The 20978-nt window shown below is 69.8% G+C and carries 22 protein-coding genes, 1 tRNA gene and 1 pseudogene; 11 read left to right on the forward strand and 13 right to left on the reverse strand.

Features of this window, described 5'->3' with window-relative positions; genetic code table 11:
* Positions 1–27 precede the first annotated feature (27 nt).
* From BWR60_RS11170 to BWR60_RS11200, 7 genes and pseudogenes are all read left to right on the forward strand, one after another.
* The gene (locus tag BWR60_RS11170; protein ID WP_088151096.1) at positions 28–1233 is read left to right on the forward strand and encodes a Tm-1-like ATP-binding domain-containing protein; all 1206 of its coding nucleotides are present in this window, start codon (positions 28–30) and stop codon (positions 1231–1233) included.
* A gap of 10 nt (positions 1234–1243) precedes the next feature.
* The gene (locus BWR60_RS11175; protein ID WP_088151097.1) at positions 1244–2074 is read left to right on the forward strand and encodes a phosphoenolpyruvate hydrolase family protein; all 831 of its coding nucleotides are present in this window, start codon (positions 1244–1246) and stop codon (positions 2072–2074) included.
* Positions 2075–2144: 70 nt separating this feature from the next.
* Entirely contained in the window at positions 2145–2585 is a 441-nt protein-coding gene (locus BWR60_RS11180) for an SRPBCC family protein (protein ID WP_088151098.1), read from the forward strand.
* Positions 2586–2844: 259 nt separating this feature from the next.
* Positions 2845–3987 (forward strand): annotated as a pseudogene (locus BWR60_RS11185) (integrase core domain-containing protein); the annotation flags it as partial.
* Positions 3988–4787: 800 nt separating this feature from the next.
* A complete protein-coding gene (locus BWR60_RS11190; protein WP_088151100.1) occupies positions 4788–5597 on the forward strand; it encodes an ABC transporter permease in 810 nt (269 codons plus the stop codon).
* A gap of 36 nt (positions 5598–5633) precedes the next feature.
* On the forward strand, positions 5634–6611 hold the full coding sequence (locus BWR60_RS11195; protein ID WP_088151101.1) for an ABC transporter substrate-binding protein: 978 nt from the start codon (positions 5634–5636) through the stop codon (positions 6609–6611).
* A 5-nt stretch (positions 6612–6616) separates the two neighbouring features.
* Positions 6617–7432 carry an ABC transporter ATP-binding protein gene (locus BWR60_RS11200; RefSeq protein ID WP_088151102.1) on the forward strand — a complete coding sequence of 272 codons (816 nt, stop codon included), beginning with the start codon at positions 6617–6619 and terminating at the stop codon, positions 7430–7432.
* 8 nt (positions 7433–7440) lie between these two features.
* Here the strand turns inward: BWR60_RS11200 and BWR60_RS11205 are convergent, their stop codons facing one another.
* The 4 genes from BWR60_RS11205 to BWR60_RS11220 are packed head-to-tail and all read right to left on the reverse strand — an operon-like array spanning position 7441 to position 9950.
* Complete coding sequence (locus BWR60_RS11205) at positions 7441–7884, reverse strand: DUF2948 family protein (protein WP_088151103.1); 444 nt, start codon at positions 7882–7884, stop codon at positions 7441–7443.
* A gap of 1 nt (position 7885) precedes the next feature.
* On the reverse strand, positions 7886–9169 hold the full coding sequence (murA, locus tag BWR60_RS11210; protein WP_034844480.1) for a UDP-N-acetylglucosamine 1-carboxyvinyltransferase: 1284 nt from the start codon (positions 9167–9169) through the stop codon (positions 7886–7888).
* A 33-nt stretch (positions 9170–9202) separates the two neighbouring features.
* Complete coding sequence (gene dcd / locus BWR60_RS11215; protein WP_429913022.1) at positions 9203–9748, reverse strand: dCTP deaminase; 546 nt, start codon at positions 9746–9748, stop codon at positions 9203–9205.
* 13 nt (positions 9749–9761) lie between these two features.
* On the reverse strand, positions 9762–9950 hold the full coding sequence (locus tag BWR60_RS11220; RefSeq protein WP_088151104.1) for a hypothetical protein: 189 nt from the start codon (positions 9948–9950) through the stop codon (positions 9762–9764).
* Between the two features lie 150 nt (positions 9951–10100).
* Between BWR60_RS11220 and BWR60_RS11225 the strand changes: the two genes are divergently transcribed.
* Positions 10101–10175, forward strand: a tRNA-Thr gene (locus BWR60_RS11225).
* Between the two features lie 146 nt (positions 10176–10321).
* The gene (locus BWR60_RS11230; RefSeq protein WP_088151105.1) at positions 10322–11488 is read left to right on the forward strand and encodes an acyltransferase family protein; all 1167 of its coding nucleotides are present in this window, start codon (positions 10322–10324) and stop codon (positions 11486–11488) included.
* A gap of 16 nt (positions 11489–11504) precedes the next feature.
* Here BWR60_RS11230 and BWR60_RS11235 read toward each other — a convergent pair whose 3' ends face one another.
* The 4 genes from BWR60_RS11235 to BWR60_RS36960 all read right to left on the reverse strand — a co-directional run bounded on the left by BWR60_RS11235 (position 11505) and on the right by BWR60_RS36960 (position 15140).
* A complete protein-coding gene (locus BWR60_RS11235; RefSeq protein WP_230983021.1) occupies positions 11505–11789 on the reverse strand; it encodes a hypothetical protein in 285 nt (94 codons plus the stop codon).
* Between the two features lie 286 nt (positions 11790–12075).
* A complete protein-coding gene (locus BWR60_RS11240; protein WP_088151106.1) occupies positions 12076–13659 on the reverse strand; it encodes a cisplatin damage response ATP-dependent DNA ligase in 1584 nt (527 codons plus the stop codon).
* Positions 13656–14672: a ligase-associated DNA damage response exonuclease gene (locus BWR60_RS11245; protein ID WP_088151107.1), complete on the reverse strand. Its 1017-nt coding sequence runs from the start codon at positions 14670–14672 to the stop codon at positions 13656–13658. The genes BWR60_RS11240 and BWR60_RS11245 overlap by 4 nt, the downstream gene beginning before the upstream one ends.
* A gap of 45 nt (positions 14673–14717) precedes the next feature.
* The gene (locus BWR60_RS36960) at positions 14718–15140 is read right to left on the reverse strand and encodes a hypothetical protein (protein ID WP_179221717.1); all 423 of its coding nucleotides are present in this window, start codon (positions 15138–15140) and stop codon (positions 14718–14720) included.
* A 99-nt stretch (positions 15141–15239) separates the two neighbouring features.
* Between BWR60_RS36960 and BWR60_RS36965 the strand changes: the two genes are divergently transcribed.
* Both BWR60_RS36965 and BWR60_RS11255 read left to right on the forward strand, forming a co-directional pair.
* Positions 15240–16166, forward strand: a complete 927-nt coding sequence (locus tag BWR60_RS36965; protein ID WP_179221718.1) for a carbohydrate kinase family protein — start codon at positions 15240–15242, stop codon at positions 16164–16166.
* An 8-nt stretch (positions 16167–16174) separates the two neighbouring features.
* Positions 16175–17089, forward strand: a complete 915-nt coding sequence (locus tag BWR60_RS11255; RefSeq protein WP_088151109.1) for a pseudouridine-5'-phosphate glycosidase — start codon at positions 16175–16177, stop codon at positions 17087–17089.
* Positions 17090–17193: 104 nt separating this feature from the next.
* On the opposite strand, the gene BWR60_RS11260 is transcribed toward BWR60_RS11255, so the two are convergent.
* From BWR60_RS11260 to BWR60_RS11280, 5 genes are all read right to left on the reverse strand, one after another.
* Positions 17194–18264, reverse strand: a complete 1071-nt coding sequence (locus BWR60_RS11260; RefSeq protein WP_088151110.1) for a lipid A deacylase LpxR family protein — start codon at positions 18262–18264, stop codon at positions 17194–17196.
* Between the two features lie 133 nt (positions 18265–18397).
* Positions 18398–18997 (reverse strand): flavin reductase family protein, encoded by a 600-nt coding sequence (locus BWR60_RS11265; protein ID WP_088151111.1) that lies wholly within the window; start codon positions 18995–18997, stop codon positions 18398–18400.
* A 92-nt stretch (positions 18998–19089) separates the two neighbouring features.
* On the reverse strand, positions 19090–19653 hold the full coding sequence (locus tag BWR60_RS11270) for a hypothetical protein (RefSeq protein WP_088151112.1): 564 nt from the start codon (positions 19651–19653) through the stop codon (positions 19090–19092).
* A 48-nt stretch (positions 19654–19701) separates the two neighbouring features.
* Complete coding sequence (locus tag BWR60_RS11275; protein ID WP_088151113.1) at positions 19702–20589, reverse strand: EamA family transporter; 888 nt, start codon at positions 20587–20589, stop codon at positions 19702–19704.
* Between the two features lie 108 nt (positions 20590–20697).
* Entirely contained in the window at positions 20698–20931 is a 234-nt protein-coding gene (locus BWR60_RS11280) for a hypothetical protein (protein WP_088151114.1), read from the reverse strand.
* Positions 20932–20978: the final 47 nt, after the last annotated feature.

The following is a 20978-nucleotide window of genomic DNA, read 5'->3' on the forward strand; positions in this document are numbered from 1 at the left end:
CCGGCGGCCACCAGGGAAGGATGCGCCATGAAGGCCTATGTCATCGGGACCTGCGACACCAAGGGCCGCGAGCTGGCCTATGTGAAGGGGCTGATCGAGGCGCGCGGCGTCCCGGCGGTGCTGGTCGATGTCGGCACCGGATCCGGCGGGCCTGAGCCCGGAGTGGCGGTCGATGTGACCGGGCGCGAGGTGGCGCTGCACCATCCCGGCGGCATTGACGCCGTGTTCGGCGACGACCGCGGCCGGGCGGTCGGGGCGATGGCCGAGGCGCTGCGCGGCTTCCTGGCCAGCCGGGCGGATGTCGGCGGCGTCATCGGCCTGGGCGGGTCGGGCGGCACGGCCCTGGTCACCCCGGCGATGCGCGACCTGCCGGTCGGGGTGCCGAAGATCATGGTGTCGACCGTCGCCTCGGGCAATGTCGCGCCCTATGTCGGGCCGGCCGACATCATGATGATGTACTCCGTCACCGACGTGTCCGGGATCAACCGCATCTCCCGCGCCGTGCTGGGCAACGCCGCCGAGGCGCTGGCCGGGATGGTGGCGCACCCGGCGCCGCGCAGCGAGGCCGACAAGCCGGCCCTGGGCCTGACCATGTTCGGCGTCACCACCCCCTGTGTCGAACAGGTTAGCCGGGCCTTCCAGGACGAGTATGACTGCCTGGTGTTCCACGCCACCGGCACCGGCGGCCGGTCGATGGAGAAGCTAATCGACTCCGGGCTGGTCGGCGGCGTCATCGACATCACCACCACCGAGATCTGCGACCTGCTGTTCGGCGGCGTCCTGGCCTGCGGCGAGGACCGGTTCGACAGCATCATCCGCACCCGCGTGCCCTATGTCGCCTCCTGCGGCGCACTCGACATGATCAATTTCGGGGCGAAGGAGACGGTCCCGGAGAAGTTCCTGGGCCGCACCCTCTACGTCCACAACCCGCAGGTCACGCTGATGCGGACGACGGTGGAGGAAAATGTCGAGATGGGCCGCTGGATCGGCGCCAAGCTGAACCGGATGGACGGGCCCGTCCGCTTCCTGATCCCCGAAGGCGGCGTGTCGCTGATCGACGCGCCGGGCCAGCCCTTCCACGACCCGGCCGCGGACGAGGCCCTGTTCCAGGCGCTGGAGGCGACGGTGCGGCAGACCCCGAACCGCCGGCTGATCCGCCTGCCCCACGCCATCAACGACCCGGACTTCGCGGCCGCGCTGGTGCGCGAGTTCCGGGCCATCGCCCATCATTGAGGATGCCGCCATGACCCGCTTCGCCCGCGCCGACCTCCTGGCCAAATTCCGCCGCATGGTCGAACGGCGCGAGCCGATCGTCGGCGGCGGCGCCGGCACCGGCCTCTCCGCCAAATGCGAGGAGGACGGCGGCATCGACCTGATCGTGATCTACAATTCCGGCCGCTACCGCATGGCCGGCCGCGGCTCGCTCGCCGGCCTGCTGGCCTATGGCAACGCCAACGAGATCGTGGTCGAGATGGCGCGCGAGGTGCTGCCGGTGGTGAAGAAGACGCCGGTCATCGCCGGGGTCAACGGCACCGATCCGTTCCTGCTGACCGACCATTTTCTGGCCGAGCTCAAGGCCATGGGCTTCGCCGGGGTGCAGAACTTCCCCACCGTCGGGCTGATCGACGGCACCTTCCGCCAAAACCTGGAGGAGACGGGGATGGGCTATGGGCTGGAGGTCGAGATGATCGCCCGCGCCCATGCCCTCGACCTGCTGACCACGCCCTATGTGTTCTCGGCCGATGAGGCGGTGGCGATGGCCGAGGCCGGGGCCGACATCATCGTGCCGCATATGGGCCTGACCACCGGCGGCGCGATCGGCGCCGAGACGGCCAAGACGCTGGACGATTGCGTGGCCCTGATCGACGACTGGGCCGCGGCGGCGCTGGCGGTGCGGCCAGACATCATCGTGCTGTGCCATGGCGGGCCGATCGCGATGCCCGAGGACGCCGCCTATGTGCTGCAGCGCTGCAGGCACTGTCACGGCTTCTACGGCGCCAGCTCGATGGAGCGGCTGCCGACCGAGCAGGCCCTGACCGCCCAGACCCGCGCCTTCAAGCAGGTCTCGTTCTAAGGGCGAAGTTCTTTTCGCCCGGTTTCCCGTAAGCTCGCAGCCAAACATCGCGCCAGGAGGAAACGCCGTCATGATCCGAGTGACCACCAGCAGCGTGATCAACGCCCCGGTCGAGACGCTGTGGCAGGCGATCCGCGACTTCAACGCCCTGCCCGACTGGCATCCCGCCATCGCCAGCAGCAAGGTCGAGAACGGCGGCTCGTCCGACCGCATCGGCTGCGTCCGCAGCATGGAGCTGGCCGGCAATGGCGGCACCATCCGCGAGAAGCTGCTGACCCTGTCGGATTCCGACCACAGCGTCACCTACACCATCCTGGCGGCGCCGATGCCGGTCGAGAACTACGTCGCCACGCTGCGCCTGCTGCCGGTGACCGACGGCGACCGCAGCTTCGCCGAATGGACCGCCGAGTTCGACGTGACCGCCGAGAACGAGGCGGCGATGCGCAAGCTGATCGGCCAGGGCGTGTTCCAGACCGGCTTCGACGCCCTGAAGAAGCGCTTCGGCGGCTGAGGCGCTGGGACGCCGGTTCCTGCGGCACGGTCCGAACCGGCGAGAGTCTGGACAGATTGGACCGGAGAGATGGTTGACAGGTTTCCTGGACGGCAAGGGAGGGCTTGCCGATGCCGTGGATGGAGACCTGCGTGGAGGACGAGAAGATAGGGTTCATCGTGTCGTATCTTGCGGGNCGGTCCGAACCGGCGAGAGTCTGGACAGATTGGACCGGAGAGATGGTTGACAGGTTTCCTGGACGGCAAGGGAGGGCTTGCCGATGCCGTGGATGGAGACCTGCGTGGAGGACGAGAAGATAGGGTTCATCGTGTCGTATCTTGCGGGAGGCGAGCCGATGACGGTGCTGTGTGAGCGCTTCGGGATCAGCCGTGAGACGGGATACGAGCTGGTGCGGCGTTGGCGGTCGGAGGGCTGGCCGGGACTGCAGGCGCGGTCGCGGGCCCCGCATGTCAGGCCGCAGACACTGGAGCTGGGGGTGGCGGCGCGGATCGTGGAGCTGCGGCGGCAGTGGCCCTATTGGGGGCCGAAGAAGCTGCAGGCGTGGCTGAAGCGGCATGAGCCCGGCCAGGTCTGGCCGGCAGCATCGACGATCGGCGATCTGCTGCGGCGGGAGGGTTTGAGCGAGCCGCGCCGGCGGCGGCGGACGGCACAGCCTGTGACCCGGCCATTCCTGGAGGTGTCGGCGCCGAACGACGTCTGGTGCATCGACTTCAAAGGCTGGTTCCGGACCCGAGACGGGGAGCGCTGCGATCCGCTGACGCTGAGCGATGCCGACAGCCGCTACCTGATCGCCTGCCAGGTGGTGGCGCCGACCACCGAAGGGGTGGCGCCGGTGGTCGAGCGGGCGCTGCGCGAGCATGGGCTGCCGCGGGCGATCCGCAGCGACAACGGGCCGCCCTTCGCCACCTCCGGGGCCGGCGGTCTGAGCCGGCTGTCGGTGTCCTGGATCAAGCTCGGCCTGCGGCTGGAGCGGATCGCGCCGGGGTGCCCGCAGCAGAACGGCCGGCACGAGCGCATGCACGGCACGCTGAAGCGGGAGACGGCTCGGCCGCCGGCCGACTGCATCGCCGCGCAGCAGGCCCGGTTCGATGCCTTCCGCCACAGCTTCAATCACATCCGTCCACACGAGGCTCTCGACCAGAACACCCCAGCCAGCCGTTACTGCCGCTCGCCACGGCTCTATCCCAACCGGATCGAGGAGCCCTGGTACGATCCCGATCATGCCGTCCGCCGTGTCCGGTCCGCCGGCGACATCAAATGGCAGGGCGACAAGGTCTTCATCTCCCAGGCCCTGATCGGCGAAACCGTCGGCGTCGCCGAGACCCAGTCCGGCGACTGGATCGTCCGCTTCGCAGACGTCGATCTCGGCCTGATCGACCGTAACACTCGAACNGGCCGACTGCATCGCCGCGCAGCAGGCCCGGTTCGATGCCTTCCGCCACAGCTTCAATCACATCCGTCCACACGAGGCTCTCGACCAGAACACCCCAGCCAGCCGTTACTGCCACTCGCCACGGCTCTATCCCAACCGGATCGAGGAGCCCTGGTACGATCCCGATCATGCCGTCCGCCGTGTCCGGTCCGCCGGCGACATCAAATGGCAGGGCGACAAGGTCTTCATCTCCCAGGCCCTGATCGGCGAAACCGTCGGCGTCGCCGAGACCCAGTCCGGCGACTGGATCGTCCGCTTCGCAGACGTCGATCTCGGCCTGATCGACCGTAACACTCGAACGCTTCGCCGCTATAGGGCGGCCCGGCCGGGCCGCCCTGCAGCACCAGAACAAACCGTGGAAACTGTCAACCATGTCCCCGGTCCATAGTGTCAACCATCTCTCCGGTTGCACAGGCACGAACCCCCTCCCCCTACCCCCTCCCGCAGGGGGAGGGGGGACTCATTTTGCTCCTGGCCAAGATCGTTGAGAGCCTCCGAGACGATCCGAAAGACATTTTGAAAAGGTCTCGCCTGCGGGAGAGGTCGGAGGCGCTTGCGCCTCCGGGTGAAGGGGTTTTGTCGAGGCCGGGCTCCGCCCTCACCCGGTGCCGCTCACGCGATTCCGCCCTCTCCGGCCGACGGGGAAGGTCGCACACAGGACGCTCCCGCCTCGATCCCCCTCTTGACCCCTGCCCGTCTCCACAGCAGGATTTTAACCAACGAGTTAATTTCTGCCGGGCCAGCCAGAAGCCCGAGACCGGGAGACGCCGATGGGATCGCGAAGCGCCCGTGACCGCGCTTTTGGCCTGCTGCAGGCCGGCTGGGTCCGGCCCCTGATCCTGCTGCTGATCATCATCGCGCTGTGGGACCTGGCGATTCGGCTGTTCCACCTGCCGCCCTATCAGGTGCCCGCGCCCAAGGACGTCATCGTCACCCTGTGGCGCGACGGGCCGGAGCTGCTGTCGCAGGCGGTGCCCACCACCGTCGCCACCGTGCTGGGCTTCCTGCTCTCCGCCGTCATCGGCATCCCGCTGGCGATGCTGATCGCCGGCTCCCGCACGGTCGAGGCCTATGTCTACCCGCTGCTGGTGTTCTCGCAGTCGATCCCGAAGGTGGCGATCGCGCCGCTCTTCGTCGTGTGGTTCGGCTTCGGGCTGGAGCCCAAGGTGATCTCGGCCTTCCTGCTGGGCTTCTTCCCGGTGGTGGTCTCGGCCGTGCAGGGCTTCAAGTCGCTCGACCCCGACACGCTGGACCTGGCCCGGGCCATGGCCGCCAGCCGCTGGCAGATCTTCCGCATGGTCGGGCTGCCGGCGGCGATGCCGGCGATCTTCTCCGGCCTCAAGGTCTCGGTGACGCTGGCGGTGGTCGGCGCCGTGGTCGGCGAGTTCGTCGGCGCCAATTCCGGCATCGGCTTCGTGCTGCAGCGCTCGATCGGCAATTTCGAGCTGCCGACCATGTTCGCGGCGCTGGTGATCCTGGCGGTGCTGGGCGTGGTGCTGTTCTGGCTGGTCGACCTGGTCGAGCGGCTGGTGATCCCGTGGCATGCCAGCCGGCGGCGGGACCTGGTTCTCGCCGCCTGAGGCGGCAGATACGAACAACAGGGAGGGAGCAAAATCATGATCCGGAGCCTGCTGATCGCCCTCGGCGTGCTGCTCGCCGCCGGCCCGGCCATGGCGGCCGACAAGGTCGTGCTGATGCTGAACTGGTATGTGTATGGCGAGCACGCGCCGTTCTTCCTGGGCAAGGCCAAGGGCTTCTACGCCGACCAGGGCATCGACCTGGAGATCCAGGAGGGCCGCGGCTCGGCCATGACCGCCCAGGCGGTGGCCGCCGGCACCGTCCAGTTCGGCTATTTCGACGTGCCGACGATGATCAAGGCGGCGGCCAAGGGCGCGCCGCTGGTCTCGGTCGGCGTGCTGCTGCAGAAGAGCCCGATGTCGGTGATGGGCTTCACCGACAAGAACATCCGCAAGCCGGAGGACATCAAGGGCAAGACCGTGGCCACCACGCCCGGCGATTCGATGTCGCAGATCTGGCCCTTCTTCCTGCAGAAGACCGGGCTGAAGGAGAGCGATTTCCGCACCGTCTCGGGCGACGCCCAGACCAAGCTGAACGCCGTGATCAATGGCCAGGCCGACCTGCTGCTGGGCTATTCGATGGACCAGAGCATGAAGATCAAGGACGCGACCGGCAAGGACGTCACCCCGATCATGTTCGCCGATTACGGGGTGAACATGGTGTCCTCCGGCATCGTCGTGCAGAAGGATCTGGTGACCGAGAACCCGGACCTGATCCGGCGCTTCATGACGGCGACCACCCAGTCGGTCGAGGCGGCGGAGAAGGCGCCGGCCGACGCCACCGCCGCGGTGCTGGCCGCCCTGCCCAAGGCCGGCAAGCCGGACACGCTGCAGGAAGGGTTCGAGCGCACCATCCCGCTGTACCGGACCGACGAGACGCAGGGCCGGCGGCCGTTCCAGGTGACCGACGCCAACATGGCCGAGACGGTCAAGCTGCTGGTCGAGTATGGCGGCGTCGACGCCGACGCGGCGAAGGACCCGAAGGCCTTCTACACCAACGACTTCCTGCCGAAGTGACGCGGATGGGGAAGGCGAAACTGCAGATGGTCGAGACGGCGGGGGCATCCAGGCCCGCCGTCATCGCCGTCGAGGGCGTGTCGAAGACCTACCGGACCCGCGACGGCGAAGTGCCGTCGCTGGCGCCGCTGGACTTCACCATCGACGAGGGCGAGTTCCTGGTGCTGGTCGGCCCGTCCGGCTGCGGCAAGTCCACACTGCTGCGGATGATCGCCGGCCTGCTGCCGCCCAGCACCGGGCGGATCCGGCTGGGCGGCCGCGCCGTCGACCGGCCGCATGGCGATGCCGGCATCGTGTTCCAGAGCGCATTGCTGCTGCCGTGGCGCAACGTGCTGGCCAATGTGATGATGCCGGTGGAGGTCAAGCGCCTGCCCCGCGCCCCGCATCTGGAGCGGGCGCGCCAGTTGCTGCGCATGGTCGGGCTGGAGGGGTTCGAGACCAAGCTGCCCTGGCAGCTGTCCGGCGGCATGCAGCAGCGGGTGTCGCTGTGCCGGGCGCTGGTGACCGACCCGTCGATCGTGCTGATGGACGAGCCCTTCGGCGCGCTCGACGCCATGACGCGGGAGCGGATGAATGTCGAGCTGCAGCGGATCCAGCGCGAGACGCGCAAGACCATCCTCTTGATCACCCATTCGATCCCGGAGGCGGTGTTCCTGGCCGACCGGGTGCTGGTGATGAGCGAGCGGCCGGGATCGATCGCCGCGATCTACGGCGTGCCGCTGCCGAAGCCGCGGTCGCTGGACGTGATGGGCGATCCGCGCTTCGTCGAGCTGACCCAGCGCATCCGCGGCCATTTCCGCGCCCAGGGCGGGCTGGACTGACCGCCGGGTCAGTCCTCCGGGTGCTGAGGCTTCAGCGGGGTCGGCCAGGGCTCGCCGCGATCCTCCAGCATCACGTCGATGGCCGGGGCGGCCAGGCGCAGCGCCACGTCGTCGGCGAAGCTCAGCAGGATGCCGCCCTCCTCTGCCGTCACCGCCAGCAGGTCCAGCATCCGGCCGCGATCCTGCAGGTCCAGCTTGCGACTCTGCACCGACTCGATGCCCTGGAAGCGCACGCCGCACAGGGTGCGCTGCCAGAACTCCTGCCCCTCGACCAGCTGCGCCGGCTCCTCCCAGCGGAAGCGGTTCACCGCCATGACGAAGCTGCGCTCGCGCCGCAGGAAGGTGATGTCGTGCACCGGCACGATCGCATCCTGCAGCGCCGCGGACAGCACCGCCAGGTCGTCGGCGTCGCGGGCCCGCAGGCGCAGGGGAACGGTCGTGTCGGCGGCCATCTCAGTCGCCCTTGAGCCGGGTGATGTCGGCGCCGCAGCCGGCCAGCTTCTCCTCCAGCCGCTCATAGCCGCGGTCGAGGTGGTAGACCCGGTTCAGCACGGTCTCGCCCTGGGCGACGAGGCCGGCGATGACCAGCGAGACGCTGGCCCGCAGGTCGGTCGCCATCACCGGGGCGCCGGTCAGCTTCGGCACGCCGCGCACCAGGGCCGAGGCGCCGTGGATGGTGACGTTGGCGCCCATCCGCGCCAGCTCCGGCACATGCATGAAGCGGTTCTCGAAGATCGTCTCGGTGATCATCGACGCGCCCTTGGCCACCGTCATCAGCCCCATCATCTGGGCCTGCAGGTCGGTCGGGAAGCCGGGATAGGGCTCGGTCATCACGTCGACGCCGATCAGGTCGCCGCTGCGGCGGACCTTGAAGCCGTCCGCCGTCGGCTCGAACTCGACCCCGGCGCCGCGCAGCGAATCCGCCGCCGCCTCGATCAGGTGCAGGCTGGTGCCGACCAGCTCGACCTCGCCGCCGGTCGCGGCGGCGGCCATGACGTAGGTGCCTGTCTCGATCCGGTCGGCGACGATGCGGTGCGTCGCCCGGTGCAGCCGTTCCCGGCCCTGGATTCGGATGGTGTCGGTGCCCGCGCCCTCGATCTCGGCGCCCATGGCCGTCAGGCAGGCGGCCAGGTCGACGATCTCCGGCTCGCGCGCGGCGTTGACCAGCACGGTCTCGCCGCGGGCCAGCGACGCCGCCATCATCAGGTTCTCGGTGGCGCCGACCGAGACCTTGGGGAACACGATTCGGGCGCCCTGCAGCCCGTTCGGGGCGCGGGCGTTGATGTAGCCCTCGGTCACCTCGATCTCGGCGCCGAGCTGCTCCAGCCCCATGATGTGCAGGTCGACCGGCCGGGTGCCGATGGCGCAGCCGCCGGGCAGCGACACCTTGGCATGGCCCTCGCGCGCCACCAGCGGCCCCAGCACCAGCACGCTGGCGCGCATCTTGCGCACCAGGTCGTAGGGGGCGGTGGTGCTGCGGATGCGCCGCGCCGTCAGCTCGATCACCCGGCCCTGGGCGCCGTCGGAATCGGCGCCGTTCAGCGCGATCTCGACGCCATGCTGGGCCAGCAGCGTCGCCAGGGTGGAGATGTCGACCAGATGCGGCAGGTTGGTCAGGGTCAGCGGCTCGTCCGACAGCAGCGCCGCCGTCATCAGCGGCAGCGCCGCGTTCTTCGCCCCGCTGATCGGAAGCCGGCCCCGCAGGGGCTGCCCGCCCCGGATACGAATCTTGTCCATACTGGCTCCCCCGGGCCCTGGAATGCGGTGCGGCTACAGCTTCGGCAACGTCACGCCGCGCTGGCCCATATACTTGCCGGCCCGGTCGGCATAGGAGACCTCGCAGGGCTGGTCGCCCTTGAGGAACAGGAACTGGCAGGCGCCCTCATTGGCGTAGATCTTCGCCGGCAGCGGCGTGGTGTTGGAGAACTCCAGCGTCACATGGCCCTCCCACTCCGGCTCCAGCGGCGTGACGTTGACGATGATGCCGCAGCGGGCATAGGTCGACTTGCCCAGGCAGATCACCAGCACGTCGCGCGGGATGCGGAAATATTCGACCGTCCGCGCCAGGGCGAAGCTGTTCGGCGGGATGATGCAGACCGGCCCCTTGCGCTCGACGAAGCTCTTCGGGTCGAAGTTCTTCGGGTCGACCAGGGCGCTGTCGACATTGGTGAAGACCAGGAACTCGTCGGAGACGCGGGCGTCGTAGCCGTAGCTCGACAGGCCGAAGGAGATGGTGCCCTCGCGCTTCTGCTGCTCGACGAAGGGCTCGATCATCTTGTCCTGGAGCGCCCGTTCGCGGATCCAGATATCGGACATGATCGCCACGGCCTTAACCCCTCGTCTCTCGATCGTCGCGGCCGGACTCCCCGCCCGGCGCGCCCGCCTCGTCCTCGACCGCCGCCCGCCCCCGGCTCTGCGCCTTGCGCCGCGCCAGGTTGGCGCGCAGCGCCGCCGCCTCGCGCTCCTGGCGCGACGGCGATGCGGGCTTGGCGTTCGGGGGACGACGCTGATCGGTCATTTCGGCTTTGGTATGGCCGATGCGACGCCGTTTCGCAACCGGAGCGCAAGGGTGGGAGACATGGAAGCGTCGTAATCGACATCACCCTCGGAAAAGCGCTTGCACCACCCCCGACGCTATGGCAGGTTCCGCGCCGCCTTGAACGGGCGGGCTGCCGTAGCTCAGTGGTAGAGCACTCCCTTGGTAAGGGAGAGGTCCTGAGTTCAATCCTCAGCGGCAGCACCAGCGATCCCCGGACATCCCTGAATGTCCGCTCGGCCTCGGCCGGGCTCGCTGTTTTCCCCTGAGCCGCCACACTCTCAACGAATTCGGCAGCCATTTGGTAGGGCGGCGTTGTATTTCGGCAACCGGCCCGCATTCAGGTGAACCACATGCAGAACGCCGACCGCGGCGACAACAGCCGGATCGGATGCCTGGACGGGCTGCGCGGTCTGGCGTCGCTCTGGGTGCTGGTCGGGCACGGGCTGCTGCTGACCGGATGGCACATCCCGCTGGTCGCCTCCCCGGATTTCGGGGTCGACCTGTTCATCATGATCTCCGGCTTCCTGATGGCGTTCCACTACGTGCAGCGCCGGTCGCGCGAGCCGTGGGAGGCGCCGTCGACCTGGATCGCCTTCTGGATCCGGCGATTCTTCCGGATCGCGCCGCTCTATTACGCCGCGCTGGCGGTGGCCATAGCCATCGGCCCCTGGCTCGGCGAGGCGCGGGTGGACATCGCCTCCGTCGTCCCGGGCTCGATGACCAGCATGGAGCGGTACACCGACCAGAGCCTGCAGAACATCCTGCTGCACCTCTCCCTCGTGTTCGGCGCGCTGCCCGATTACGGCTTCCGCACGGCACTGCCGGATTGGAGCATCGGGCTGGAGATGCAGTACTACCTAGCCCTGCCATTCCTGATGCTGGTCATCGGCCGCATCGGCTGGCTGGCCGGCGCCCTGGCCATCGCCGCCGCCGGCATCCTGCTGTTCAGCATCAGCCCGGCCTTCTTCGCCACCTACGAGATGCCGTCCGTGCTGGTGCTGAAGCTGCACGTCTTCCTGGCCGGGATGCTGTGCGCCGCAGCCATCGGGCGGTCGCGCCGGACCGTGCTGCTCTTCGCCCTGCTGGCCGGCCTGCTCGCCGCCCTGCCGATCGGCGGGCGGATCGGACCGATCGCCCTGCCGGCGCGGGCGATGATCGCGTTCGGGATGTTCGGCCTGATCCACCATGCCGCGCTCGGCGGCATCCTCGCCCGGGTGCTGTCGCGGCTGTCGGCGCTGCTGGGCAGCCGCCCGTTCCACCTGCTGGGCGAGGCGTCCTACGGCATCTACCTGTCGCATCTGTTGGTGCTGCTGCCCGCTGCCGGCTTCGCGGCGACGACGCTGGGCGCCTCGACGCCTGCGCCGATCCGCTTCGCCCTGACGATGGCGGTCACCATCCCCATCGTCGCCGCCGTGACCTGGCTGGCCTATACCGCGATCGAGATGCCCGGGCGCGCCCTGGGCCGGCGGTTCCTCGCCTCGCCGATCCTGCGCACCGTCCTCGACCCGGCCCGCTGAGGGGGGCCGGCAGACCTCAGCTGGCGAGGCCTACAGCCCGCGGCAGAGGTGCTGTGCGCCCGAGATCCCGGGCTGCGCGCTCCGCGTCCGGGACGGAGCGGAACTCCTGGCCCTCGAGATGCTGGAAGCGGGAATCGGAAGCGTAGAAGCGGAAGCCGCGCTTCTGGGCGACGACGATACCAATCGCCTCGCCCGCGACCTCGATCGTGAACGCTTCGGAACGAACCATGATGGACCTCTGGGGAGACGGCGTGACAAGCGCCGGACGGTGACGGAAGCGATGGGGGAACAGGACGGCCATGCCGTCAGTTCCGCCACCGCCCGGCCGAACGATCGGAGGTCGGTCTGGGGTCTCTCGCCAACATGTCATCCTTCCGTGTCCTTGCCGAGGCTCCCCAAGGAAAGCGCACGGCTCCTCGCCCTCTTCGGGGCGCGACTCGTCTGCTGGCATCAAGTGCTCGGCGGCCTTCATGAGGGGCCACTCTTGGAGACGACCCTCGCGCAGAGGGCCATGACTGTCAACGCTGAATACGCGGGCAATGTGAATAAAATTTCTTGTCAAATGAAAGTGTTGTTAAATCGAAGTATTACTCGACGATCATTCGCTCCAGCGTTTCCAGCCGGTCGGCCTCCGCCGCCGGCTTGTCCCAGCGGATGCGGTGGATCCGGGGGAATCGCATCGCGACTCCGGATTTGTGCCGGGTGGAGCGGTGGACGCTGTCGAAGGCGACCTCCAGCACCAGACGCGGCTCGACCTCGCGCACCGGGCCGAAGCGCTTGACCGTGTGGTTGCGCACCCAGCGGTCGAGTTGGGCCAGCTCCTCGTCGGTGAAGCCGAAATAGGCCTTGCCCACCGGCACCAGCCGCTCGCCCTCCGGCTCGGTCCGCCAGGTGCCAAAGGTGTAGTCGGAGTAGAAGGAGGAGCGCTTGCCGTGGCCGCGCTGGACGTACATCAGCACGGTGTCGAGGGTCAGCGCCCCGCGCTTCCACTTGAACCATGGCCCCTTTGGCCGGCCGGCGACGTAGTCGCTGTCGCCGCGCTTCAGCATCAGCCCCTCGATCGCCTGGGCCCGGGCGCCATCCCGCAGCGCCGCCAGCTCGTCCCAGCTCTCGAACGGGATCAGCGGCGACAGGTCCATGCGCGCCGGGCGCTCCCGCGCGATCCAGGACTCCAGCCGGACGCGCCGGGCGTCGAGCGGCAGCGGCCGCAGATCCTCGTCGCCCTCGAACAGGATGTCATAGAGCCGCACCCAGGCCGGATAGTCCTCCATCATCCGCGCGGTGATCGCCTTGCGGTTCAGCCGCTGCTGCAGGTCGTTGAACGGCGCCACCGCCCCATCGCGCGCCACCAGCAGCTCGCCGTCCAGCACGGCGTGGAAGCGGACGGTGTCGGCCAGGTCCGGAAAGGCGCCGGTGACGTCGTCGCCGCTGCGCGAATAGATTCGCGGCGGCCGGTCGCCGCGGCCGACCACCTGCACCCGGATGCCGTCCCATTTCCACTCGGCCCGGTAGGCGGCGGGGTCCAGCCCGGCGATATCCTCGGCCTCCAGCGGATGCGCCAGCATCAGCGGCCGGAAGGTGGCGCGGTCGCCGATCTCCGGCTTCGGCCCCTGCCCCGACAGCCAGACGAACAGCTCCTCATAGGGCGGCTCCAGCGCGTGCCACAGCTCCTCGATGTCATCGACCGGCTGGCCGCCCCATTCCGCCAGCGCCACCTTGGCCAGGCGGGCCGAGACGCCGACCCGCAGCGCGCCGGTGATGAGCTTGAGGAGGGCAAAGCGCTCCGACGCCTCCAGCGAATCGAGCCAGCGCTCGATCAGCAGCGGCGCCGCGGCGCGGGATGTGGCGCGCAGTTCCTCCACCACCTCGGTGATGCTCGGCTCCCGGTTGGCGCCCGGCTTCCACGGCCAGATCAGGGCGACGGTCTCCGCCAGGTCACCGACGAAGTCGTAGGACCAGCCGAACAGCGCCTCGTCGACCCGTTCGATGGTCAGGTTGCGGATGGTCGAGGCCTTGGCGGCGGCGAAGCTCAGATTGCCGGTCAGCGCCGCCAGAGCCCAGCCGCGGTCCGGGTCCGGCGTGTGCTCGAAATAGTCGGTGAGCAGCCGGATCTTGCCGTTGCGCGACGGCCGATAGACCAGCCCCTCGATCAGCGCGGCGAACGCCTTCATGCGGCGTCGTCCTCCTCGAAGCCGATCAGCGCCAGGGCCCGGGCGGCGCGGCCCGATTTGCGGACCTGATGGATCAGCGCCTCCTCCCGGCCATGGGTCACCCAGACCTCGCCGGCCTCGACCTCCTCAATGGTGGCGCAGAGCTCGTCCCAGTCCGCGTGGTCGGAAATGATCAGCGGCAGCTCGACCCCGCCCTGCCGGGCGCGCTGGCGCACCCGCATCCAGCCCGAGGCGGCGGCCACCACCGGGTCCGGCAGGCGCCGCGACCAGCGGTCGGCGCTCGCCGAGGGCGGCGCCAGCACGATCTGCCCGGCCAGCTCGGCCTTCGACGCCTCGGTGGCCGGCCGCAGCGGTCCGAGCGGAACACCAAGCGATTCGTAGAGATCGCACAAGGCCTGCAGCGCGCCGTGGACGTAGATCGGCCGGTCCCAGCCGGCCTGGCGCAGCAGCCGGATCACCCGCTGGGCCTTGCCGAGGGCATAGACGCCGACGAGATGGGAGCGTTCCGGGAACAGGGCGACGGAGTGCAGCAGCTTGCCGATCTCCTCCCCGTCCGGCGGGTGGCGGAACACCGGCAGGCCGAAGGTCGCCTCGGTGACGAAGACGTCGCAGATCACCGGCTGGAACGGCAGGCAGGTCTGGTCCGGCCGGCGCTTGTAGTCGCCGGAGACCACCACGCGGCTGCCGGCATGCTCCAGCACGATCTGGGCCGAGCCCAGGACGTGCCCAGCCGGCACGAAGGTGACATCGACCTCGCCGATCCGCCGGGTCTCGCCGAGCGTCGCCGGCTCCAGGCTGCGGCCGGCCTCCTCGCCATAGCGGGCGCGCATGATCGCCAGCGTCTCCGCCGTCGCCAGCACCGCGCGGTTGTTCGGCCGGGCGTGGTCGGAATGGCCATGGGTGACCAGCGCCCGCTCGACCGGCCGCACCGGGTCGACATGGAAGCCCCCGGGCACCACCAGCAGGCCTTCGGGCTGGACTCGGATCCACTGGTCGGGGCGAAGGCTCGGCATGGCCTCAAGGATATGGGACGGATCGAGGCGGCGCCAAATCGGCCGTCAGTCCTGCGATGCCACAGGCACCGGCTTGCACGAGAGATCGTCGCCCTCGGCCCGCTTGGCCAGCCAGACGCCGGCGAACTGGTCGGCGAAGTACCATTTGCCGCTGAAGGCGGCGGCGCCGTCCTGGAAGGCGAAGGTCACGGTGCCGATGCCGAACTTGTCGCTCCAGGTGAAGCGGTAGAGGCCGCCGCCCAGGGCCTGGCCGTCGCTGAGCGTGCCGTCATAGGGTCCGGCCGAGGCATCGACGACGTGATAGCAGCCGCCATGCCGGTCCGGCAGGAAGGTCAGCACTGCCGGCGCCAGCACGCCGCCCGAGGTGACCTGCCCGCGATAGGTACCGGCCGGGGCCGGCGGGTCCGCCGCCAGGACGGGGACCGCGCAGCCGAGCAGCAGGACGACCAGGAGGGCGATGCGTCGCATGGCCCCGGATGCTGCCGGCTGCGGCGCCGCTTCGCAACCCCGGATCTTGCCTTTCGGCGGCGGCCGAAGCAGGGTGCGGCCGTTCGCGAGAGAGACCGCATGCCCCTGCCCGTCTGGTGCTTCGGCGCCGCCCATATCGACCGCCAGGCCCGCGCCCATCGCGGCGTGCGCCTGGGCACCTCGAACCCGGTGACGATCCGCACCAGCCTGGGCGGCGTCGCCCGCAACGTGGCCGAGACCCTGGCCCGGCTGGGCCTGCCGGTCGGCCTGGTCAGCCGCTTGGGGTCCGACCCGTCGGCCGACCGGATCCTGGCGGAGATGGCACGGCTGGGGCTCGACCTGTCCCTGGTCGGCCGGTCTGAGACCAGCGGCACCGCGAGCTACACCGCGGTGCTGGAGCCGGACGGCGACATGGCGGTCGCGATCGCCGACATGGGCATCTATGACGAGATGGGACCTGGGGCCCTCGCCCCTGCCCTGACGGCGGCGCGGCCGGCCTCGGCGTGGTTCGTCGACGCCAACCTGCCGGCCGAGGGGCTGGCGGCCGTGCTGTCCCATCCGGGCCGGCCGGGGCTGGTGGCGGTCGACGCCGTATCCTCGCCGAAAGCCGAGAAGCTGTGCGGCCTGCTGGGCCGCATCGACCTGCTGTGCCTCAACCGCGACGAGGCCGAGGCGATCACCGGCCAACCGGTGACCGACGAGACGACCGCCTGGGCGGCGCTGCGCCGGCTGCGCGCCGAGGGCGTAGGCCGTGTGGTGCTGAACCGCGGCGACGCCGGCGCCCTGATCGCCGACTCCGCGGGCGAGGCGACCGTCCCCGCCTGCCCGGCCCAAGTGGTCGACGTCACCGGCGCCGGCGATGCCGCCATGGCCGGGACGCTCTACGGCCTGGTCACCGGCCTGCCGCTGGCCGAGGCCGCCCGGCTCGGCCGCGCCGCCGCGGCGCTGGCGCTGGAGGCGCCGAGCGCCGTGCCCGTAACCCTGACCGCCGACGCGCTGCGCCGGCGCGCCCTGCTTTCCACGTGAGGATCCAGATGAACAGCCTGCTGTCGATCGCCCCCGAGGTCTCCGCCGCCCTGGCCGCCGGGCGCCCGGTGGTGGCGCTGGAGAGCACCATCATCTCGCACGGCATGCCCTATCCGCAGAATCTGGAGATGGCGCGCCGGGTCGAGGCCATCATCCGCGAGGAGGGCGCGGTGCCGGCGACCATCGCCGTGGCCGACAACCGCATCCATGTCGGCCTGGACGACGCGCTGCTCGAACGGCTGGCGACGGCCAAGGACGTGGCCAAGCTGTCGCGCCGGGACATGGGCGCGATCCTGGCCTCGGGCGGGCTGGGCGCCACCACCGTGGCGGCGACCATGATCGCCGCCAATCTCGCCGGCATCCGCGTCTTCGCCACCGGCGGCATCGGCGGCGTGCATCGCGGCGCCGAGATCAGCTTCGACATCTCCGCCGATCTGGAGGAGCTGGCGCGCACCCCGGTGGCGGTGGTCTGCGCCGGCGCCAAGTCGATCCTCGACCTGCCGAAGACGCTGGAATATCTGGAGACCCGTGGCGTGCCGGTGATCGGCTACGGCACCGACACCCTGCCCGCCTTCTTCTGCCGGTCGAGCGGCCTGGCCCTGGCCCTGCGCCGCGACACGCCGGAGGAGGTGGCCGCCGTGCTGGCGGCCCAGGCGGCGCTGGGTTTCCCGGCCGGGGCCGTGATCGCCAACCCGATCCCGGAGGCGCATGCCCTGCCGGAGGCGGAGATCGACGCCGCCATCGCCAGCGCCCTGGCCGATGCCGATCGCGATGGCATCGCCGGCAAGGCGGTGACGCCCTATCTGCTGGCCCGGATCGTCGCCCTGACCGAAGGCCGCAGCCTGACCGCCAACATCGCCCTGGTCGAGAACAACGCCCGGGTCGGCGCCCGGATCGCGAAGGCATTGGCCGCGCTCGGCTGAGCACCCATTTTTGTCATGCCCGGGCTCGCCCCGGGCATCCAGAGAGCGTCAACATCTTCTGGATTGCCGGGTCAAGCCCGGCAATGACACAAGAGGAGTGGCCTTCAGAACCGCCAGGACGCGGTGAACATCCCGTACTGGCTGAAATGGTCGTTCTGTTCCTCGAACTCCTGCGTCCGGTACACATGGGTGTAGGCGACGCGAAGGTCGTAGACCTGCACCGCGAGGCCGATCTGCAGGTCGCCGACCAGCGGGTTCTTGGTGACGTGCGGACTGTCCTCGAAGGTGTTGCCGTCGAGGAAGATGTTGCGGGCGACGGCCCGGCCCTCGATGCTGGCGAACAGGTACCAGCTGAAGCCGCTGGTCGGGATGAAGAAGTCCGACCCCGGCACGCTGGGCCGGATCCGCGGCGGGCCGTAATCGGCCGGCAGGTCGAAGCCGAGCCGCGCCGTGGCACCAACCGAGGCCTGGGTCAGCACATTGCCCAGGCTGGCGCCGACATAGGGTGACAGGTCGAAGCCGATGCCCAGCGGCGCCGCGGCGTAGAGGCTGCGCCACGTCCGCTCGTAGCTGAGGATCACGCCGGGCTCGTTGTGCAGCTGGTGCTTCCAGCCGCGGGCCTTCTGCGAGCCGATGAGGCTGTGCACCGTGTTCTGCACCTGCTCGCCGATCGCATAGGGGCCGACGACGCCGATCTGCAGTTCGAGCCGGTCCAGCCGGTCGCCGGAATCCGCCAGCACCGCGGCGCTGCCGTAGAGCCAGGCGGCGTAGGGCCGGTCATCCGGGTTGGGGTCGCGCAGCGTCAGGTCCTTCGGCGTGTACAGGCTCTGGCCGAAGGAGAGGGTCGACCGGATCGGCGCGGCGTCGGGGAACAGCGGAAAGGCGCGGGCCGCGTCGGCCAGCCAGTCCGGCGTCCCGGTCTCCGAGCTCGTATAGGCGAAGCGGAAGCCGTTGGTGTAGCCGCGATCGGTGTTGGCGAAGACGTCGTTGTCGAGCTCGAAGCTGATGAAGGCCCCGGGATCCTCGTGCAACGGCCGCGGCGCCTGCGGCGTCGAGGTGATCACAGCCGGCCGCTTCGGCTCGGCCGGCACGTCCTGGGCCGGAGCAGCGATCGGCAGCGTGAGGCCGGCCGCGACTGAAACCGAAGACCACCACAACCCGGTGCGCAGACCCATGCTGTCCCCCTTCCCTTTCGCCCTGGCACGGCAGGCGTCCCGACAGACGGAACGGTACGAAAGCGCGATGGGTTCCCCGACAGCTTGGAGACGATAGCACGGATGACAGCCGGCAGGATCGGTCGGAAGCGATTCAGCGCGGGCGCTGCATGCTGAACACGGTGTCGAGCACGCCGTACTCCATGTAGCCGAGCCGCGAAATCGCGCGCCGGGTCGACAGGTCGACGCGCCCGTCGACGATCACCGACTCGTCGATATGGATCGACACCACCTCACCGATCACGATGGCGCCCGGCACGGTCTCGCCGGAAGCGGTGGTCATCGGCACCGACTTGACCCAGCGGCATTCCAGCGCCGCGGCGGCGGCCGCCACCCGCGGCGGCTTCACCAGCCGCGACGGCGTCATCGCCAGCCCGGCCAGCTCGGGCTCGCTGACCTCCGGCCCGACCGCGGCCGAGGTCGCGTTCATCTGTTCGCGCAGGTCCCAGGTGGCGAGGCTGGCCACGAACTCGCCGGTGGCCTCGGCATTGGCTTGGGAATCCTTCGGCCCGCTGGGCGCGAACATCACCATCGGCGGGCGGTCGCACACCGCGTTGAAGAAGCTGTAGGGCGCCAGGTTGACCACGCCCTCGGGGCTGAGCGTGCTGATCCAGCCGATCGGCCGCGGCACCACCAGCGCCTTGAACGGGTCGTGCGGCAGGCCGTGGTTGCGCAGCCGGGGTTCGTAATCCATGGACCGGTCTCGTGGTTCCGAAGACTTGATAGCTGGGCGGCCCGCGCCGGCGGATCAAGCTGGCGTGGACCGAACCCCGATCCGCATCGACCTCACCGGGTGAGCAGAAGCCTCACGGTCTGCCCGTCGGCGAGAGCGGTCTCCTGACGGACATAGCCGCCCTGAGCCTCGTACCCCACCTGCCAGGTCACCGCGGTCGAGACGATCCATTGGCCGGCGGGGAGATTCCGGAACACGAAATTGCCCTGGGCATCGCATTGCGTCTCGCGCTCGATGCCTTCGCGAAACAGCCGACCCTGGTTCGGATTGTCGATGGTCACGAAGTCGGCCGTGAGCTGGCTCCACCCCGCCTCGAAGATCCCGGTCATTTCCCGGCTGTAGGCGGTGGCCGGCGCCGCCCAGACCTTCGACCCGGCGCAAGTGACGACGCCGCCGCCGTTCTGGCGCAAGAAGCCCTGCCCCTCGATCGTGCCCGTGCCGCTGCCGCGGTAGGCGGCATACTCTGATTCGACGAACGGCGCCTGCGGCCGTATCACCTTCGGCGCACAACCCGCCGCGACCAGGCACAGAACCGCCAATGCCAGACAGCGCATAATCTCCCCCTCCGATATGCCATGCAGGGCCTCGAAATACGGCGTGGCCCCGGCCGAAAACATGCTCCCGTGGACGATAAGCCAGCGCGGCCCCAGCCCGCCAGATCCGGCCTAGCGTCCCGCCGCCAAGCGCAATCGCAGCAGCCGGGCCACCGGCAAGGCGACCGTGGCGAGGCCGAGCAGGATCAGCACCATGCCGAGCAGCCGGGCCGGGCCGAAATGCTCGCCCAGCACCAGGGCGGCGGAGCCGGCGCCGAAGATCGGCACCAGCAGCGAGAACGGCGCCACCGTCGCCGCCGGATACAGCTTCAGCAGATGGCCCCAGAGGCCGAAGCCGAGCAGCGTGGTCGGCACGGCGAGATAGAGCACGGTGCCGACACCGGTCCAGCTGACCGAGGCCAGGGCCTGGCCGATCGCCGCCGGCCCCTCGATCGCGACGGACAGGGCCAGCAGCGGCAGCGGCGGGATCAGGCTGAGCCAGACGATCATCGGCAGCATGTCGACCTTGCCGGCGCCGCGCAGCAGGACATTGCCGCAAGCCCAGCTGAGCGCGGCGGCCAGGGAGAGCGCCAGGCCGAGGGCGGTGACGTCGCCGCCCCCCGCGGTGGTCGCGATCACGGCGAGCCCGGCGAAGGCGACGGCCGCGCCGCCGATCTGGCGGCCGGTCGGCCGCTCGCGCAGCGCCATCGCCGCCACCAGCATGGTGAAGAAGGCCTGGGACTGCAGCACGATCGAGGCCAGGCCGGGCGGCATGCCAACCTGCATGGCCGGGAACAGGAAGGCGAACTGGCCGACGAACAGCGTCAGGCCGATCGCCAGCATGCGCGGCCACGGCACCTGCGGACGCGGCAGCAGGACCGCCGGCAGCGCCGCCAGGATGAAGCGCAGCGCGGCCAGCAGCAGCGGCGGGAAGCTGCCGAGGCCGATGCGGATGACCACGAAGTTGAAGCCCCAGATGGCAGCCACCAGCAGGGCGAGGAGGATGTGGCGGGGTTTCATCGGCGCTCCGGTCGTTGCCGGATATCCTCGGGCCCGTCCGCAGGCTTGGCAAAGCCGGATCTCGTCCGATCCATGAGCCCGGCCGGGCCCTGCCATGCACCTTGGCGGTCAGAACCCCATCTTCGACGCCACGCCCCCGGCGCCCAGGAGGCGGATCCCGACGATCTCCGACCGCAGGACGACGGTCTCGCCGCCGTCATGTGTCAGGTGGACAAGGTCGCGCGCCGTGCGGGCGTCGCGGGCCGGCAGCTCGTGCCCGCCGCGGGTCAACAGCACCAGCGACGCGCCGGCGCCGGCGGTCCGGAGCTTCTGGGCGTATTCCTCGATGATCGCTGCGTCCATGGCCTCCTCCGTGCCGGCCCGCGGGGCCGACGGTCTCAGCCATGATG

Source organism: Inquilinus limosus (assembly GCF_002195995.1).
Classification (GTDB): Bacteria; Pseudomonadota; Alphaproteobacteria; order DSM-16000; family Inquilinaceae; genus Inquilinus; species Inquilinus limosus_C.